At 67.7% G+C, this 16,733-nt stretch carries 17 protein-coding genes; 5 read left to right on the top strand and 12 right to left on the bottom strand.

The window, feature by feature from the left end; translation table 11 throughout:
- Positions 1-39: 39 nt before the first annotated feature.
- Positions 40-1,992: a dynamin family protein gene (locus METUNV2_RS0115735; protein ID WP_018230432.1), complete on the top strand. Its 1,953-nt coding sequence runs from the start codon at positions 40-42 to the stop codon at positions 1,990-1,992.
- A 22-nt stretch (positions 1,993-2,014) separates the two neighbouring features.
- Here the strand turns inward: METUNV2_RS0115735 and METUNV2_RS0115740 are convergent, their stop codons facing one another.
- The 5 genes from METUNV2_RS0115740 to METUNV2_RS0115760 all read right to left on the bottom strand — a co-directional run bounded on the left by METUNV2_RS0115740 (position 2,015) and on the right by METUNV2_RS0115760 (position 6,097).
- Positions 2,015-2,266 (bottom strand): YfhL family 4Fe-4S dicluster ferredoxin, encoded by a 252-nt coding sequence (locus tag METUNV2_RS0115740; protein ID WP_026188218.1) that lies wholly within the window; start codon positions 2,264-2,266, stop codon positions 2,015-2,017.
- 1 nt (position 2,267) lies between these two features.
- Entirely contained in the window at positions 2,268-2,768 is a 501-nt protein-coding gene (gene coaD / locus METUNV2_RS0115745) for a pantetheine-phosphate adenylyltransferase (protein WP_018230434.1), read from the bottom strand.
- Positions 2,765-3,298, bottom strand: coding sequence for a 16S rRNA (guanine(966)-N(2))-methyltransferase RsmD (gene rsmD, locus METUNV2_RS0115750; RefSeq protein ID WP_018230435.1), 534 nt, complete (start codon positions 3,296-3,298; stop codon positions 2,765-2,767). The genes coaD and rsmD overlap by 4 nt, the downstream gene beginning before the upstream one ends.
- Before the next feature lie 73 nt (positions 3,299-3,371).
- On the bottom strand, positions 3,372-4,712 hold the full coding sequence (locus tag METUNV2_RS0115755; protein WP_018230436.1) for a M16 family metallopeptidase: 1,341 nt from the start codon (positions 4,710-4,712) through the stop codon (positions 3,372-3,374).
- Complete coding sequence (locus METUNV2_RS0115760; protein ID WP_018230437.1) at positions 4,712-6,097, bottom strand: M16 family metallopeptidase; 1,386 nt, start codon at positions 6,095-6,097, stop codon at positions 4,712-4,714. Before METUNV2_RS0115760 ends, METUNV2_RS0115755 begins: the two co-directional genes overlap by 1 nt.
- Positions 6,098-6,218: 121 nt before the next feature.
- Between METUNV2_RS0115760 and ftsY the strand changes: the two genes are divergently transcribed.
- Genes ftsY through dacB form a run of 4 tightly spaced genes read left to right on the top strand, consistent with a single transcriptional unit; the run spans position 6,219 to position 10,246 of the window.
- Positions 6,219-7,265, top strand: a complete 1,047-nt coding sequence (ftsY, locus tag METUNV2_RS0115765; protein ID WP_018230438.1) for a signal recognition particle-docking protein FtsY — start codon at positions 6,219-6,221, stop codon at positions 7,263-7,265.
- A gap of 7 nt (positions 7,266-7,272) precedes the next feature.
- Positions 7,273-7,923, top strand: coding sequence for a cell division ATP-binding protein FtsE (locus METUNV2_RS0115770; RefSeq protein WP_018230439.1), 651 nt, complete (start codon positions 7,273-7,275; stop codon positions 7,921-7,923).
- Positions 7,920-8,822, top strand: coding sequence for a permease-like cell division protein FtsX (gene ftsX, locus METUNV2_RS0115775; protein WP_018230440.1), 903 nt, complete (start codon positions 7,920-7,922; stop codon positions 8,820-8,822). The genes METUNV2_RS0115770 and ftsX overlap by 4 nt, the downstream gene beginning before the upstream one ends.
- Entirely contained in the window at positions 8,822-10,246 is a 1,425-nt protein-coding gene (gene dacB, locus METUNV2_RS0115780; protein WP_018230441.1) for a D-alanyl-D-alanine carboxypeptidase/D-alanyl-D-alanine endopeptidase, read from the top strand. Before ftsX ends, dacB begins: the two co-directional genes overlap by 1 nt.
- Before the next feature lie 31 nt (positions 10,247-10,277).
- Here dacB and grxD read toward each other — a convergent pair whose 3' ends face one another.
- The 7 genes from grxD to METUNV2_RS0115815 form a co-directional block, all read right to left on the bottom strand.
- Positions 10,278-10,589, bottom strand: a complete 312-nt coding sequence (gene grxD / locus METUNV2_RS0115785) for a Grx4 family monothiol glutaredoxin (protein WP_018230442.1) — start codon at positions 10,587-10,589, stop codon at positions 10,278-10,280.
- Positions 10,590-10,665: 76 nt separating this feature from the next.
- The gene (prmC, locus tag METUNV2_RS0115790; RefSeq protein ID WP_018230443.1) at positions 10,666-11,490 is read right to left on the bottom strand and encodes a peptide chain release factor N(5)-glutamine methyltransferase; all 825 of its coding nucleotides are present in this window, start codon (positions 11,488-11,490) and stop codon (positions 10,666-10,668) included.
- Positions 11,491-11,503: 13 nt separating this feature from the next.
- Positions 11,504-12,589, bottom strand: a complete 1,086-nt coding sequence (prfA, locus tag METUNV2_RS0115795; protein WP_026188220.1) for a peptide chain release factor 1 — start codon at positions 12,587-12,589, stop codon at positions 11,504-11,506.
- Between the two features lie 64 nt (positions 12,590-12,653).
- Positions 12,654-13,925 carry a glutamyl-tRNA reductase gene (gene hemA / locus METUNV2_RS0115800; protein ID WP_018230445.1) on the bottom strand — a complete coding sequence of 424 codons (1,272 nt, stop codon included), beginning with the start codon at positions 13,923-13,925 and terminating at the stop codon, positions 12,654-12,656.
- Positions 13,926-14,022: 97 nt separating this feature from the next.
- A complete protein-coding gene (locus METUNV2_RS0115805; RefSeq protein WP_018230446.1) occupies positions 14,023-14,784 on the bottom strand; it encodes a S1 family peptidase in 762 nt (253 codons plus the stop codon).
- Entirely contained in the window at positions 14,777-15,670 is an 894-nt protein-coding gene (locus METUNV2_RS0115810) for a transglycosylase SLT domain-containing protein (RefSeq protein WP_018230447.1), read from the bottom strand. The genes METUNV2_RS0115805 and METUNV2_RS0115810 overlap by 8 nt, the downstream gene beginning before the upstream one ends.
- A gap of 6 nt (positions 15,671-15,676) precedes the next feature.
- Positions 15,677-16,732, bottom strand: coding sequence for an SDR family oxidoreductase (locus METUNV2_RS0115815; RefSeq protein ID WP_026188221.1), 1,056 nt, complete (start codon positions 16,730-16,732; stop codon positions 15,677-15,679).
- Position 16,733 lies beyond the last annotated feature (1 nt).

Here is a 16,733-nt window from a genome sequence, read left to right on the forward strand (position 1 = left end):
GGCCTGTGCTAGATTGACAGATGGGTGAAGGAGACGGCGATGGGCATGCAGGAGGAATTGTCGGCGTATGGCGCATGGCGCACGCGGGTCGAACAGACGGTTACCCGTCTGCGCGGCTGGCTGTTCGAAGCCAATCTGAGCGATACGCACAACGACCAGTGCATAGACCAGCTTCTGCAGAAGCTGCGTGACGACCGGCTGGTGGTCGCCTTCGTCGCCGAGTTCTCGCGCGGCAAATCGGAGCTGATCAACGCCATCTTCTTTGGCGACCAGGGCACGCGGGTGCTGCCCTCCAGCACCGGCCGCACCACCATGTGTCCGACCGAACTGATGTACGACCCGGCCCGCCCGGCCTGCATCGACCTGCTGCCGATCGACACCCGGCGCGGCAACACGCCGGTGGCCGACTACAAGAGTCAGCCCGCGGCCTGGACCCGCATCCCGCTCGACACCGGATCGACGCCGGCCATGCAGCAGGCGCTCACCCGGGTCAGCGAACAGCGCCGGGCCACCATCTCCGATGCCGAAGCGATGGGTTTCCGCATCGACCTGAGCGGCGAAACCGGCCTGCAGCCGGACGCGCAGGGCGGCGTGCAGGTGCCGGCCTGGCGCCATGCGGTGATCAATCTGCCGCACCCGCTGCTGCGCCAGGGCCTGGTCATTCTCGACACCCCGGGTCTGAACGCGATCGGCGCCGAACCGGAACTGACGCTGTCGCTGCTGCCGGCTGCGCACGCGGTGCTGTTCGTGCTGGGCATGGACACCGGCGTCACCCAGAGCGACCTCGGCGTCTGGAAGACGCACGTGACCGCCGCCGGCGGTTCGCGTCAGGGCCGCATCGCGGTGCTGAACAAGATGGACAGCCTGTGGGACGGACTGCGCAGCGAAGCCCAGATCGAGGCGGAAATACAGCGCCAGATCGAATCCTGTGCGCTCACGCTGGACATTCCGGCCTCACGCGTCTTTCCGGTCTCGGCGCAGAAAGGCCTGCTGGCGCGCATCCAGCATGACGACGCGCTGCTGGCGCGCAGCCGCCTGCCGCAGCTGGAACGCGCGCTGGTCGAGGACCTGCTGCCCGCCAAGCGCGACATCGTCGCGGCAGCGGTCGAGCACGACGCCGGTGAACTGATCAAGCGCATGCAGGAACTGCTGGCCGGCCGGCGGCGCGGTCTGGAAGAGCAGCAGGCGGAATTTTCCGACCTGCGCGGCAAGAACCGCGGCGTCATCCAGTACATGCTGAAGCGGGTGAAAGCCGAGAAGGAAGAGTTCGAGCGCGGCCTGGAACGCTTCTACGCCACCCGCAATGTGTTCTCGTCGCAGACCAATGCGCTGTTCGCCCACCTCGGCATGGACGCGCTGCGCACCCGCACCAATCACACACGCGAAGTGATGGAAGCGGCCAACTTCTCGCTGCAGCTGCGCGACGCGATGAATGCCTTCTTCGAAGGCGTGCGCGAAAGCCTGCGCCAGTCCGCCACCAGCGTGGACGAAATCTTCCACATGATGGAAGCGATGTACCAGCGCTTCTCGACCGAGCACGACCTCCGGCTGGGCGTACCGGTGCCGTTCTCGGTACAGCGCTACGAAAAGGACATCAACCGGCTGGAAACCGCCTTCCACCAGCAGTTCAACACCTGGCTCAATCTGCTCACCACCGAAAAGCGCCTGCTCACCCAGCGCTTCTTCGAAACCGTGGCGGTGCAGGTGCGCAAGCACATGGAAGTGGTGAACCGCGACGTCGAGCACTGGCTGCGCGCCATCATGGCGCCGCTGGAAAACCAGGTGCGGGAACACCAGAAACAGCTGAAGCGCCGGCTGGAAAGCGTGAAGCGCATTCACGAGGCGACCGATACGCTGGAAGAACGGATCGAGGATCTGCGCCAGACCGGCGCGGCGATAGACCAGCAGCTGGAAGAACTGGGGCGCCTGCAGGGGGCGCTGGACTCGGCGCTGCGCGCGCCGGTGCTGAGGGTGGTATCGGCGGCGGCCTGACGCCGGCCGCCGGAATGCAGGGTCAGACCTTGCCGGTCAGCCTGTTGTAGCGCTGCATCAGCGTCTCTTTCGATTCCTTGCGGTTCGGGTCATGCGGAATGCAGTCGACCGGACACACCTGCTGGCACTGCGGCTCGTCGAAATGGCCGACGCACTCGGTGCACTTGTCCGGGTCGATTTCATAGATTTCAGCCCCCTGCGAGATTGCACCGTTCGGACATTCCGGTTCGCAGACGTCGCAGTTGATGCATTCGTCCGTAATGATCAAAGACACTTCACTTGCCTCCACGCATTGCTTCAACCTTGTCGCCTATCCGCGCCAGCACTAAAGGCTGCACGAACTTGCTGACGTCGCCGTCCAGCGAGGCGATTTCCCGGACCATGGTGGCCGAGATGAACATGTACTGATCGGCCGGCGTCAGGAACACCGTTTCGACATCCGGGCGCAGCACCCGGTTCATGCCAGCCATCTGGAATTCGTATTCGAAGTCCGACACCGCGCGCAGGCCACGCACGATGATGCGCGCATTGCACTGGTTCAGGAAATCCATCAACAGGCAGGAAAAACCGCGCACTTCGACATTCGGGTAGGCGGACAGTATTTCCCGCGCCATGTCGACCCGCTCGTCGGTGGTGAAGAAGGGCCGTTTCGACCGGCTTTCGGCGACGCCGACGATGACGCGGTCGAACAGTGCCGAAGCGCGCCGCACGAGGTCTTCGTGGCCGCGCGTGATCGGGTCGAAAGTGCCCGGGTAGACCGCGATGGTGCCGTTCATGATCGTTCCAGCAGCTGGTAATGGACTTGCCCCGCCCGCCCTTCGCGCGTCGCCTGGAAATCACCGAGCTCGGCCACCGGCTGTTCCGCCTCGCAATAAATCACCGCATCGTCGGTCAGCAGACCGGACAGATGCGGCTGCACGCGTTCGAGCAGGCCCTTGCCGTAGGGCGGGTCGAGAAAGAGTACATCGAAGCGCTGCGGCGGATGGGCGGCGAATTCTAGCGCATCGCCCCGTACCAGCCTGGCCTGGGGTGCGGGCAGCAGCTCGACCGCCTCGCGCAACCGGCCGAAGGCGCGCGCGTCGCGTTCGACCAGCGTGACCGAGGCAGCACCGCGCGACGCGGCTTCGAAGCCGAGCACGCCGGTGCCTGCGAACAGATCGAGACAGTGCAGGCCGTCCAGATCCTGGCCCAGCCAGTTGAACAGCCGCTCGCGCACCGAATCGGGCGTCGGGCGCAGGCCGGGCACGGCGGCGACCGGAAGGAGACGGCTGCGCCACTGGCCGCCGATGATGCGTATGCGGGACATGGCGCGGATTCTACCTGCGCACCTGCCCGCACACGTGACGGCGCCGGTCGGGCGCCGGCCGGCGACCGATCGCTCAGTCGCCGGCGACGATCACCCGCACCATGTGCTCGGCCGACAGACGGCGGCGGAAGGCGTCCTTCACCTGGGCGGCGGTCACCGCTTCCACCCGCTCAGGGAACTTGCTGAGCCAGTCCAGCGGCAGGCCGTAGAAGCCGATCACCGCAAGGCTTTCCAGCAGCTTGCGGTTGCTGTCGAGACGCAGCGAATAGCCATCGACCAGATTGCGCTTGGCCGCCTTCAGTTCGTCGTCGGTCGGACCGTCGGCGATGAATTTCGCCAGCGTTTCATCGACCACCTTGAGCGCGTCGGCCGCCTGCGCGCGCTGGGTCTGCAGACCGATCTGGAACGGCCCGGGCTCGCGCTGCGGGTTGAAATAGCTGTACACGCTGTAGGCGTAGCCGCGCTTCTCGCGCACTTCCTTGGTCAGCCGTGACACGAAACCGCCGCCGCCGAGGATGTAGTTGCCGACCTGCAGCGGGAAGAAATCCGGGTCGCCACGCCGGGTGACCGGCTCGCCGACGAAAATGTGGCTCTGGTTGGCCGGATGCGCGATGCGCTCGGTCACCGCCTTCGGCATGGTGACCGCCGGAATTGGTGCCAGCGGCTCGCCCGCCGGCAGATCGCCGGTCAGCTGCAGCGCAATGGCCTCCGCCTGTTCGCGGGTCACGTCGCCGACGATGGACACCACCGCGCGCGACGCGACGTAATGGCGACGGTAGTGGGCCAGCAGGTCGTCACGGGTGATGGCGGCCACCGATTCGACGGTGGCGCTGCGGCCGTACGGATGGTCACCGTACAGCGCCCGGGCGAAGGCCTTGCTGCCGATCTGGTCCGGCTTGGTATCGGCTTCACGCAGACTGGCGGTGGCACGGGCCTTTTCGCGCTCCAGCACCGCAGCGGGGAATTCCGGCCGGGTGAGCACGGTGCGCAGCAGCGCCAGCGCCCCGTCACGCTCGCGGGCGCTGGACAGCGTGCGCAGCGACAGGCCGGCACGGTCGTTGTCGGCCACGCCGGACAGGCGGGCACCCAGATCGCTGAATTTTTCGGCCAGCGCGTCTTCATCCAGACCACCGGCAGCGGCGTCCAGCATGCCTTGGGTCATGCCGGCCAGACCGCTGCGGCCGGCCGGGTCGCGCGCGGCGCCGGCATCGAAATCGACCTGCAGGTCGAGGATGGGCAGCACATGGCTTTCGACGAAATACACCCGGGCGCCATTGGCGGCCACCCAGTGCTGGATGTTCACGTTCGCCCACGCCGGAACGGACAGCGCGAACAGCGCGGCGGCCTGCAGCAGCGGATGTCGGAAGAATCGGTTCATCGGATTCACCAGAAGAAAATCGTTGCGGAAACGCATCAGTGACGCAGGCCGGCCGGCTTGGCGCGCGGCTTGGCATTCGGATCGAGCGGCTGCGGGTCGAGCACCGCCACGGTCAGCGTGTCACTGCCGAAATACTTGCGCGCCACCGCCTGCACTTCGGCCGCGGTCACTGATTTCAGCTTTTCCAGCATGAGATCGGCGTCCTGCCAGCGGTAGCCGGAGGCCTCCATGCGGCCGATTTCCATCGCCTGCACATAAGTGGAGTCGAGCTTGTAGACCTGGGCGGCGACGGTGAGCGTCTTGATCCGCTCCAGTTCGGCCTCGGACACGCCTTCGTCGGCGATGCGCTTCACCTCGGCGCGCAGCGCGGCTTCCAGTTCGGCCACGCTGTGGCCCTTGGCCGGCGTGCCGCCGAGCATGAAGGTGGTTTCGCCGCGCGCGGTGGCGTCGTAATAGGCGCCCACTTCGACCGCGACCTGACTGCCGCGGACCAGCGCCTTGGGCAGGCGCGACGCCGCGTGGCCGTCCAGGATGCCGGCCAGCACTTCCAGCGCGTAGGGTTCGCGGTCGTTCACCACATCGACCAGCTTGGGCGCCTTCCAGGTCATGGCCAGCTGGGGCAGTTCGGCCGGCGCCTTCACGGTGATGCGCCGCTCGCCGGTCTGCACCGGTTCGGCGGTCATCTTGCGCACCGGCAGCTGAACCGGCTTCATGTGGCCGTAGGCCTTCTTCACCTGTTCGAATACTTTCTTGTGGTCAACGTCGCCGACCACCACCACATAGGCGTTGTTCGGCGCATACCAGCGGCGGTACCAGTCGCGCGCATCGTCCGGCCGCATGTTCTCGAGATCGTTCATCCAGCCGATCACCGGCCGACGGTAGGGGTGGGCAATGAAGGCGCTGGCCATCAGCTGTTCGTGCAGCTGCGACTGCGGCTGGTCGTCGGTGCGCAGCCGGCGCTCTTCCATGACCACCTTCAGCTCGCGCGCGAATTCGTCGTCCGAAATCACCAGATTGCGCATGCGGTCGGCTTCCAGCTCGATCATCTTCGGCAGCGCGGCAGCCGGTACCCGCTGGAAATAGGCGGTGTAGTCGTGGCTGGTGAAGGCGTTGTCGTTGCCGCCGGCGCGGGCGACGATTTCGTTGAATTCGCCCGGTTTCAGGGTTTTCGTACCCTTGAACATCATGTGCTCGAGCAGGTGGGCAATCCCGGTCGTACCGTCATGCTCGTCGATCGCGCCCACCCGGTACCACACCATATGCATGGCCACCGGCGCCCGGTGATCTTCCTTCACGATCACGTGCAGGCCGTTATCGAGCCGGGTTTCGTAGGGGTTCGCGCGTGCCGGCGCAATCGGAGCCAGCAGTGCGGCCAGCGCGCTGCACAGCGCGAAGCCACGGGAAAAACGGCGCAATTCCATCTGATACACTCTCCGCCAAAGTTCGCGACCAAGGCCAAATGCTTGATCGCGCCTGAATTTTCCAGCCGTGCGGCCACAGAAGTCCGGCCACTGCACGGTGCTCCACAGACCGTCTTCCCACATGTTTGGTTTCTTCAAGAAGGACAAGCCGGCCGCACCCGAAGCGGTCGCGCAGCCAGAAATCGCGCCGGCCGCGGTCGCGCAGGATAGCGCGCCGGAGGCAGCCGCACCGAAAATGTCCTGGGCGCAGCGCCTGCGCGCCGGGCTGTCCAAGACCCGGGCGCAGATCGGCGGCCAGCTCAGCGCGCTGTTCTCGCGCACCAGGGTCGACGACGAGCTGCTGGAAGAGCTGGAAACCCTGCTCATCACCTCCGACGTCGGTCTGGACGCCACCACCCATCTGCTGGACGTGCTGCGCGAGCGGGTGCGCCGCGAGCGGATCGAAGACCCGGCGAAGCTGCGCGACGTGCTGAAGGAAGCGCTGACGAAGCTGATCGCGCCGCTGGAAAAGCCGCTGGACCTCGACGCGCACAAGCCCTTCATCATCATGATTGCCGGCGTCAACGGCGCCGGAAAGACCACCTCGATCGGCAAGCTGGCCAAGCACTTCCAGGCCCAGGGCAAGAGCGTGCTGCTGGCCGCCGGCGACACCTTCCGCGCCGCCGCCCGCGAACAGCTGGAAACCTGGGGCGCCCGCAACAATGTGGCGGTGATCGCTCAGGATTCGGGCGACCCGGCCGCGGTGGTATTCGACGCGGTGAGCGCGGCGCGCGCCCGCAATATAGATGTGGTGCTGGCCGACACCGCCGGCCGCCTGCCCACCCAGCTGCATCTGATGGAAGAAATCGCCAAGGTGAAGCGGGTGATCGCCAAGGCCGATCCGACCGGCCCGCACGAAGTGCTGCTGGTGCTGGATGGCAATATCGGCCAGAACGCGCTGGCCCAGGTGAAGGCCTTCGATGCCGCCATCGGCGTGACCGGCCTGGTCATGACCAAGCTGGACGGCACCGCGCGCGGCGGCGTGATCGCCGCCATCGCCAAGCAGCACGCGCCGTCGCGTCCGATCGCGCTGCGCTACATCGGCGTCGGCGAAGGCGTGGATGACCTGCAGCCCTTCCGCGCCGCCGAATTCGTCGACGCGCTGTTCGACAGCCCGCAGGCGGGTTGAGCGGCGCATGATCCGCTTCGAACAGGTCACCAAGCGCTACACCGGCGGCCACACCGCCCTCGAACGCGTCGATATCGACATCGCGCGCGGCGAGATGGTGGTGGTGACCGGCCACTCGGGTGCCGGCAAAAGCACCCTGCTCAAGCTGCTGGCGGTACTCGAACGCCCGACCGAAGGGCGCGTGCTGGTCGGCGGCGAAAACGTGTCGGCGCTCAAGCGCGCTGCCCTGCCCTACTGGCGCCGCTCGATCGGGCTCATCATGCAGGACCAGCGCCTGCTGTTCGACCGCAGCGCCTTCGACAACGTGATGCTGCCGCTGTCCATCAGCAGCCACCCGCCGCGCGAAGCGGCGAAGCGGGTCAGCGCCGCGCTGGAGCGGGTCGGTCTGGCCGGGCGAGACAAGGCGATGCCGGTCGAACTTTCCGGCGGCGAACAGCAGCGGCTCACCATCGCCCGCGCCATCGTGAACCGGCCGCAGATCCTGCTCGCGGATGAACCGACCGCTCACCTCGACGACGCCTACGCGCGCGACATCGCCGACCTGTTCCGTTCGTTCAACGAAGCCGGCGTGACCATGCTGCTCACCACCCACGACGGCGGACTGTTCGAGCGCTACGCGCCGCGCCGGCTGTCGCTCGCGCACGGGAAGCTGCAATGAACTGGCTGCGTCTTCAGATGCGCGCAGGCCTGCGCGCCGCCCGGCAGATGCTGCGCCAGCCTTTCAATACGCTGCTGGCCGCGCTGGTGGTGGGCATTGCCGCCGCACTGCCGGCCACTGGCTACATGCTCTTGGGCAATCTGCAGCGGCTGGCCGGCACGGTCAGCGCGGCGCCGGAAATTTCGGTGTTCATGCAGCCGGCCGCCAGCGCCGACACGGTGAAGGACACCGAGAAGAAGATACGCGCGCTGCTCGCGAAGGACGGCCGGGTCGAGCTCATTTCGCGCGACGCCGCGCTGAAGCGCTTCCGCGACAACGACGGGCTGTCGGAAATTCTCGACGCGCTGCCGGAAAACCCGTTCGCCGACGCCTTCGTCGTGCGGCTCAAGGACGCGGACGCGCAGCACCTGGAAGCGCTGCGCAGCGACCTCGCGAAGCTGCCCGAAGTCGAGCACGTGCAGCTCGACTCCGACTGGGCCAAGCGGCTGGACGCCATGATTGCGCTCGGCCGGCAGGCACTCACCATGCTGGCCGGCGTACTCGGCCTCGGGCTGGTGGCGGTCACCTTCAACACGATACGGCTGCAGCTGCTGACCCAGCGCGACGAGATCGAAGTGAGCCGCCTGCTCGGCGCCACCGACGCCTGGATACGCCGCCCCTTCCACTGGTTCGGCGCGCTGCAGGGCCTGCTCGGCGGCGCGCTGGCCGGCCTGCTGGCGCTGGTCGCCACCCGCATGCTGGCCGAGCCGATGGGCGAGCTGGCCGGTCTGTACAGCCTGGAATTCGTGCTGCGCCCGCTGGCCGCGCTCGACTGGGCGGTGCTGCTGGCGCTGTGCGCGCTGCTCGGCTGGCTGGGCGCCAGCGCGTCGGTACGCCGTCACCTGTCGCGCATCGCCTGATGCGGGTTCTGTTTCTCGCTGCACTGGTCTCGCTGTCCACCGCTGCGCAGGCGGTGCTGCCGGCACCGGTGCTGCAGGCGCTGAAAGCGGCTGAAATCCCGCCGTCGGCGGTATCGGTGGTGGTGCAGCCGGTCGAGGGCGGACCGGCGCGCATCAGTCATCAGGCAAAGCTGGCGATGAATCCGGCGTCGGTGATGAAGCTGGTCACCACCTACGCCGCGCTCGACACGCTGGGCCCCGCCTTCAGCTGGCGCACCGAACTCTTGGTCACCCGGCTGCCGCGCGACGGCGTGCTGGATGGCCCGCTCTACATCCGCGGCAGCGGCGACCCGGCGCTGGGCATGGAACAGCTCTGGCTGCTGCTGCGCGAACTGCGCAGCCGGGGCGTGCGCGACATCCGCGGCGACGTGATCGCCGACCGCAGCCGCTACGCCGCCGCGCCCTACGATCCGGGCGCCTTCGACAACGAACCGATGGCGCCGTACAACGTCGGCCCGGACGCGCTGCTGTTCGCCCACAACGCGCTGCGCATCCGGCTGCAGCCGATCGAGGGCGGCAGCCCGGCGCTGTGGGCCGAACCGCCGCTGGAGGGCGTGCAGATCGACAACCGGGTGCAGCTGGTGGTGGGCGAATGCGGCGACTGGAAGGACACGCTGACCGCCATGGTGCAGCCGGCGGCCGACGGCCGGCTGACGCTGCAGATTGCCGGCCGCTATGCGCGCGACTGCGGCGAACGCATCTGGAATGTGGCGCCGCTGCCGCACGCCGAGTTCTTCGCCCGCGCGCTGCGCGCGATGTGGGGCGAGCTGGGCGGCCGCATCGCCGGGCGCATCCGCGATGGCGTGGTACCGCCGGAGGCCCTGACGCTCGGCGGCATCGATTCGCCGCCGCTGGCCGAGGTGGTGCGCGACATCAACAAGTACAGCAATAACGTGATGGCGCGCCAGCTCTTCCTGACGCTGGCGCCGGCCGGAGCGCCGGCCGATACCGCGGCGGCGCAGGCCGGCCTCCGCGCCTGGGCAGTACGGCGCGGGCTGACGCTGAACAGCCTGGTGATGGACAACGGCTCGGGCCTGTCACGTGCGGAACGCCTGTCCGCCGCCGATCTGGCCACGATACTGAGACATGCCTGGGCCAGCCCGGTCATGCCCGAATTCATGTCTTCGCTGCCGGTGTATGCGGTGGACGGCACCCTGCGCCGGCGGCAGAAGACCTCGCCGCTGGCCGGTCAGGCCCATCTGAAAACCGGTTCGCTGGCCGACACCCGCTCGATCGCCGGCTACATGCTCGATCGCAATGGCAAGCGGGTACTGCTGGTCGCCTGGCTGAACCACCCGAACGCCAAACGCGCGCAGCCGGTGCTGGATGCACTGCTGGAATGGGTGTGGACCGGCAACCCGCAGGGGCTGCCGGTCACCGACTGAGGCGATCCGCCCGGGACCGGGCGGACGCGGATCAGAGGCCTTCCAGTTCCTTCTTCAGTTCGCCCGACTGGAACATCTCTTTCATGATGTCGCAGCCGCCGATGAATTCGCCGCGGATGTAGAGCTGCGGGATGGTCGGCCAGTTGGCGTATTCCTTGATGCCCTGACGGATTTCGGCGTCTTCCAGCACGTTCACCGTGTGCAGCTGCTGCACGCCGAGGTGCTTCAGGATCTGCACCGCGGTGGACGAGAAGCCGCACTGCGGGAACTGCGGCGTGCCCTTCATGTAGAGCACAACCGGGTTGCTGGTGACGGTTTCCTTGATACGGTCCTGGGCGCTCATCTTCGTTTCCTTTGAAAAGTCGGTATTGCCAATATTGAAAAAGCCGTCGGCACCGCGCCGCCGGGGGTAAAGGTATTCAGTCGCCGCCGCGCCGGCGGCCGCCGCTGACCCGTTCGATGCCTGCAATATCGCGCCATGACGCGACATCGGCAAGCCCCGCGCAACGCATCAGCGCGCGCACCGCGGGCGCCTGATCGTAGCCGTGCTCGCACAGCAGCCAGCCGCCATCGGCCAGCCGTGGCGGCGCCTGCCGGCACAGGATGCGCAGGTCGTCCAGCCCGTCCGCGCCGCTGGCCAGCGCCGACGACGGTTCGAAGCGCAGATCGCCCTGGACCAGATGCGGGTCGCCGGTGCGGATGTAGGGCGGATTCGACACGACGCAGTCAAATTCTTCACCGGCAACGGCTTCCAGCCAGTTGGAGGCGATCCAGCCGACTTCAAGCCCCAGCCGCTGCCCGTTGTCGCGGGCGATGGCCAGTGCCGCCTCGGAGCGATCCAGCGCCTGCACGCGGGCGCGGGGACACTGCGCCTTGATCGCCAGCGCGATCGCGCCTGAGCCGGTGCCGGCGTCGAGCACGCGCGGTGCCGGCAGCCCGGCGATGCATTCCAGCGCCCGCTCGACCAGCACTTCGGTATCCGGCCGCGGAATCAGCACGCCCGGGCCGACCGCGATGTCCAGCCCGAAGAATTCGCGCCGGCCGACCAGATAGGCCACCGGTTCGCCGGCCGCGCGGCGTTCGAGCAGATGGTCGAGCGCGGCTCGCGCCGGATCGGCCAGCGAATCGCGCCCGCGCGCGATCAGGCCGGCGCGGTCGCAGCCCAGCGCATGCGCCGCCAGCACCTGCGCGTCGCGGCTGTCGATGCGCGCGCGCGCGGCGCGCAGCCAGTCATCGAGCGTCATGCGCCGGCGCCGCTCAGGCGCCCTCCTCCGCCAGCTGGGCGAGCTGTTCGGCCTGGTGCTCGTGCGCCAGCGCGTCCATCAGTTCGCTCAGATCACCGTCCATGATGGCGTCCAGCTTGTACAGCGTCAGATTGATGCGGTGATCGGTCATCCGGCCCTGCGGAAAGTTGTAGGTGCGGATGCGCTCCGAGCGGTCGCCGCTGCCGACCAGACTTTTGCGGGTGGAGGCGATCTGGCTGTCGCGCGCACGCACCTGGGCGTCGCGGATGCGCGCCGCCAGCACCGACATCGCCTGCGCCTTGTTGCGGTGCTGGCTGCGGTCGTCCTGGCACTCGACCACGATGCCGGTCGGCAGGTGGGTGATGCGCACCGCCGAATCGGTCTTGTTGATGTGCTGGCCGCCGGCACCGGACGCGCGGAAGGTGTCGATTCGCAGATCGGCCGGATTGATGTCGATTTCGGCCACTTCATCGACCTCGGCCATCACCGCCACGGTGCAGGCCGAAGTGTGGATGCGGCCCTGGGTTTCGGTCACCGGCACCCGCTGCACGCGGTGGCCGCCGGATTCGAACTTGAGCCGCTGATAGACGCCGTCGCCGCTGACGCGGGCAATGATTTCGCGGTAACCGCCGAGGTCGGACTCGCTCGCCGACACCACCTCGACCTTCCAGCGGCTGCGCTCGGCGTAGCGCGAGTACATGCGGAACAGGTCGGCCGCGAACAGCGCCGATTCATCGCCGCCGGTACCGGCGCGGATTTCCAGGAACACGTTGCGGCCGTCGTCCGGGTCCTTGGGCAGCAGCGCGCGCTGCAGTTCGCCTTCCAGCCGCTCCATGTCGGCAGCCGACTGTTCGATCTCGCCCTGGGCCAGTTCCTTCATGTCCGGGTCGGCCAGCAGTTCACGGGCGGCTTCGCCGTCGTCCCGCGCCCTGCACCACGCCTGGTAAAGGGCGATAACCGGGGTCAGTTCGGCATGTTCGCGGGTGAGCTTGCGGTAGTGGTCGATGTCGGCGGTCACGCCCGGATCGGCCAGCGCGGCGTCGAGATCGGCCAGACGGGTCGACAGCTGTTCGAGTTTTTCGGCGATGCGCGGCTTCATGTCGGCGGAACGGGAAAAGGCGTGAAACGGCGCCGGGCCGGTGCCCGACACCGTGAGGGCGACGCTAGGCGTCGCCGCCGTGCTGCGGGAACAGGCGCTTGACCAGACCTTCGATCTGTTCGCGCGCCTGCGGCGGCGCCTCGTTCAGCATGCGGGTCGGACCGTGCAGCAGCTTGTTGGTGAGGTTGCGCGACAGCGTGTCGAGCACCCGATCGGGCGATTCGCCGCGGGCGATCGCGCGCAGCGCGCGCTCCAGTTCGGCCGCGCGCATGTCCTCGGCGTGGCCGCGCAGCGCACGGATGGCCGGCACCGCCTCGCGTGCCTGCACCCACTGCAGGAAGTTGGCGACCCGTGCGTCGATGATGGCCTGCGCCTCGACCACGGCCGCCTGCCGGGCTTCCAGACCGGAATCGACGATCTGCGCCAGATCATCGACCGTGTAGAGGAATACGTCGTCCAGCATGTCCACTTCGCCTTCGATGTCGCGCGGCACCGCGAGATCGACCATCACCATCGGACGGTGGCGGCGCTGCTTCAGCGCGCGCTCGACCATGCCCAGGCCGATGATGGGCAGCGGACTGGCAGTACAGGACAGCACGATGTCGAACTCGGCGAGGCGCTCGCCCAGTTCGTCCAGCCGGATGGCACCGACCTTGAGATCGCTGCGCGCAAAGCGGTCGGCCAGCGCCTGGGCACGATCCAGCGTGCGGTTGGCGATCACCATTTCGCGCGGCGTACAGCCGGCGAAGTGGGCGGCGCACAGTTCCATCATTTCGCCGGCGCCGACACAGAGCACGCGCTGGCCGGACAGGCTGCCGAAGATGCGCTCCGACAGATGCACCGCTGCGGCCGCCATCGACACGATGTTGGCGCCGATCGCGGTGGTCGAACGCACCTCCTTGGCCACCGCGAAGCTGCGCTGGAACAGCGTGTGCAGCAGCGCACCCAGCGTGCCCGCACCTTCCGCCACGCGCACCGCCTGCTTCATCTGGCCGAGGATCTGCGGCTCGCCCAGCACCATGGAATCGAGCCCGCTGGCCACACGGAACACGTGGCGCACCGCCTGCTGGTGCTCCAGCCGGTAGATGTAGGGCGCCAGTTCCTGCGCACCGATGCGGTGGTACTGCGCCATCCAGTCCAGCGCGCTGTCCGGATCGTTGGTCGCACAGTACAGCTCGGTGCGGTTGCAGGTGGACAGGATGGCCGCCTCCTGCACCGGGCGCGCGCGGGTCAGTTCGCCCAGCGCATCGGGCAGCGATTCCGGCAGGAAGGTCATGCGCTCGCGCACCGCCAGCGGGGCGGTGTGGTGGTTGAGACCGAGCGCGAACAGGGACATTGTGGGGCGGGCTGAAGACGTGAATGCGGCGCAGAGCGCCTGTCGGGGCCGGATTATACCAGCCGCTCCCGGGCGGTCAGCCGGCAGGCGTGAAGCGTCAGCGGACGGTGGCCAGCAGCGCCGTCAGATGGACGCCCGGAATCGCGTAGCTGATCGCGCTGGGCTGAGCCAGCACGCTTTCCTTGCCGGCCTTGACCAGCACCATGTTCAGGATGCCGATCACCTCGCCGGATTCCGGATCGAACAGCGGACTGCCGCTGTTGCCCGGATAGGCGGTGGCGTCGAGCTGGAACACGGTCAGGCTGCCGCGGGCGAGCCGCGTGCGGTTGGGCGTGCTCAGGTGGGCGATGTTGTCGACCGGAATCACGATGGGTGTCAGGGCCGACACGATGCCGCGGTGGGTGACCGGAATGAAGCCCAGCACGCTGCCGATCGGAAAGCCGGTAAAGGCCACGGCCTGACCTTCGCGCACCCGGGCCGAATCGCCCAGCGGCAGCGCCGGCAGCGGCGCACCCTGGATGCGCAGGATGGCCAGGTCGTGCTCGACACTGACCGCGACGATGCGCGCATCGCGCATCTGCTGCCGCCCATCGATGCTGGCCATCACCGCCAGTGTTTCGAAGCGATCGGCATCGAGCTGCACGCCAGCCACGTGGGCATTGGTGGCCACCAGCGTACCGTCGCCGATGGCGAAGCCGGTGCCTTTCAGTTCGAAATTGGGCGCCCGCAGCCGCATATTGGTGCCGACGATGACGATGGACGGCTTGATGCGGGCAATGGTGTCCGGCAGGTCAGCCTGCGCCAGCAGCGGCGCCGACAGCAGCGCTGCGCACAGCAGGCGCCGGCGCGGATCAGCCACGGCGGGACACGAGGCGCAGTGCCGGGGAAGGCTGGGTAACGGTCTGGTCGAAACGGTGCTCGGTCTTGCCGAACAGGGTCTGGATGCGCTTCACGTATTCGCGGGTTTCACGGTAGGGCGGCACGCCGCGATACCTGTCCACCGCCCCCTCGCCGGCGTTGTAGCCGGCGGTAGCCAGCACCACGTCGCCTTCGAAGTAGGCCAGCAGCCAGCGCAGATAGGCCATGCCGCCGCGGATGTTCTGTACCGGATCGTAGGAATCGCGCACATTGAAGCGCAGCGCGGTTTCCGGAATGAGCTGCATCAGGCCCTGCGCGTTCTTCGGCGAGCGCGCTTTCGGGTTGAAATTGGATTCGGTGCCGATCACGGCCAGCACCAGATGCGGGTCGATATCGAACTGGGGCGCCAGTTCGCGGACGATTTCGATCACCCGGCGGCGGTCGGCCGTGGTGCCGAACGCGGCTTCCAGATCCGGGTTGATGGCTTGCGCCATCATGACCGGCTCGGGCTCCGGCGGGTCCTGCATGCACAGTGGCAGCTCGCGGGTCGGCGCGCCGGTGAAGCGCAGCATGCGCTGGGCGTGTTCGTGACCCTGACGGGCGGCCAGATCGAAGAAGGTGGCGGCCAGCGCGTCGTCGCGGTCCACACCGCGGCCATTGGCGTACATCCAGGCCAGATTGAACTGCGCATCGGCATCGCCCAGCTTGGCCGCCTGGCAGTAGAGCGCCGCGGCACGGGCCGTATCGCGACGCACGCCCTCGCCGTGCTCGAACGCCCGCGCCTCGGCCAGCAGCGAACGCGCCGCTGCCTCGGGTTCGAGTGCGTGCGCAGACGGCGCCAGCAGGCAGGCGGACAGCAGGACGGCGGAGAGCGGCAGGAATTTCATCGAGGATCAGGCGGCACGGGCCGGCGCGAAGCGCGCCACATACCAGTTCATCGCTTCCGCGAGCCCGCGCGACACATCATGCGTCGGCGCGTACCCCAGACGCGTCTGGGCGCGGGAAATATCGGCCAGCGAGTGGCGCACGTCGCCGGCCCTGAACTCGCGATACTGCGCCTGCGCGCCCGCGATGTCCGGGAAACGTTTCACGAGTTCGTCGCGCATCGCTGCAAACAATTGATTCAGCGAGGTCTGGCGGTGGGCCGCGACGTTATAGACCGTGTTCACCGCCTCCGGGCTGTCGGTCAGGCCGGCCAGCAGATTGGCCTGTACCGCGTTGTCGACGTAGCAGAAGTCGCGGCTGGTTTCGCCGTCACCGTTGATCTGCACGGTGTCGCCCAGCAGCAGCGCGCGCGCCCAGCGCGGAATCACCGCGGCGTAGGCGCCTTCCGGGTCCTGCCGCGCGCCGAACACGTTGAAGTAGCGCAGGCCGACACAGGGCAGGCCGTAACAGCGGCCGAACACATCCGCGTACAGCTCGTTCACGTATTTGGTCACCGCATACGGCGACAGCGGCTTGCCGATCACGTCCTCAACCTTGGGCAGCGACGGCGAGTCACCGTAGGTCGAACTGGATGCGGCATAGACGAAGCGCGATACCTTGGCGTCGCGCGCCGCCACCAGCATGTTCAGGAAACCATTGACGTTGGAGTCGTGCGAGATGAGCGGATCGGCGATCGAGCGCGGCACCGAACCCAGCGCGGCCTGGTGCAGCACGACGTCGGTGCCGGCACAGACCCGGGCACAGGTCGCCAGATCACGGATATCGCCTTCGACGAAGGTGAAGCGCGCTTCGGCTCCGGCCGGCAGACCGGCCATGACCTCGTCGAGATTGCGCTGGTGGCCGGTCGAGAAATTGTCCAGCCCGGTCACCGTCTGGCCGGCGTGAAGCAGGGCCTCGACCAGATGGGAACCGATGAAACCGGCCGCGCCGGTCACCAGCCAGCGTCGCGGCGCGGCGGTCAGCGCGGCCTGCAGCGGCGCCGGAAGGGTGGTCGGAACGGTCATG

It is taken from the genome of Methyloversatilis universalis EHg5 (assembly GCF_000378945.1).
GTDB classification, from domain to species: Bacteria; Pseudomonadota; Gammaproteobacteria; order Burkholderiales; family Rhodocyclaceae; genus Methyloversatilis; species Methyloversatilis universalis_A.